The organism is Streptomyces tricolor, assembly GCF_002155905.1.
In the GTDB taxonomy this organism is placed as follows: Bacteria; Actinomycetota; Actinomycetes; order Streptomycetales; family Streptomycetaceae; genus Streptomyces; species Streptomyces tricolor.
Map to the genome: position 1 here is coordinate 1 of NZ_MUMF01000886.1, position 661 is coordinate 661.

1 protein-coding gene is annotated in these 661 nt (G+C 69.6%); it reads right to left on the reverse strand.

All coding sequences use genetic code 11. The annotated features are described in order from the left end of the window. Positions 1-31 precede the first annotated feature (31 nt). Positions 32-661 (reverse strand): hypothetical protein (locus CCN44_RS41115; RefSeq protein WP_244204059.1); only part of this gene is annotated, 630 nt, incomplete at its 5' end.

The following is a 661-nucleotide window of genomic DNA, read 5'->3' on the forward strand; positions in this document are numbered from 1 at the left end:
CGGCACCCGGACCGGCGCGGTGCCGCGCGGGTCAGTCCCGGAGCTGCCGCAGTGTGGCCTTGGTGTCCGTCTTCAGCCAGTCGGTGACGTCGGCGAGCGTGGGCGGGTCCTTGTCCTTGTCGTAGGAGCTGAGGTAGACGCTGTAGCTCATCATGTACGTCACCCAGCCGTCGCGGACGGCGAGCGTGGCGTAACGGGAGCCGCTGGACGAGCCGTTCGTGGTGTCGTGGCTGACCAGGTAGGCCTCGTCACCGATGCCCTCGACCCGGTCGACGTCGTACCCCTTGTGGCTGTCCCCGTAGTTCTTCCAGGTGGCGGTGAACTCGGGCCCGGGGTCGGTCTTCTTGTGCAGGTCCAGCTGGAGGGTCAGGTAGGCGTCCGCGTACGTCGAGCCGGGCTTCTTCAGGCTCAGGCTGCAGTAACTCTCCTCCAGTGCCGGGTCCTTGAGGGAGGTGCGGGTCGGCGAGGAGTCGTTCTCGGTGTACTCGTCCTTGAAGGAGGTGTAGTCGGCGCTGGAGCACATGTTGCCGGGCGCCGAGTAGCCGCGCAGGTCCGCGCTGTCGCCGTTGCCGCCGACGACGAAGACACCGGCCGCCCAGGCGGCGGAGGCCACGACCGCGCCGACGGCGGCCCACAGCACCGCCCGGCCGGCCCCGGTGCC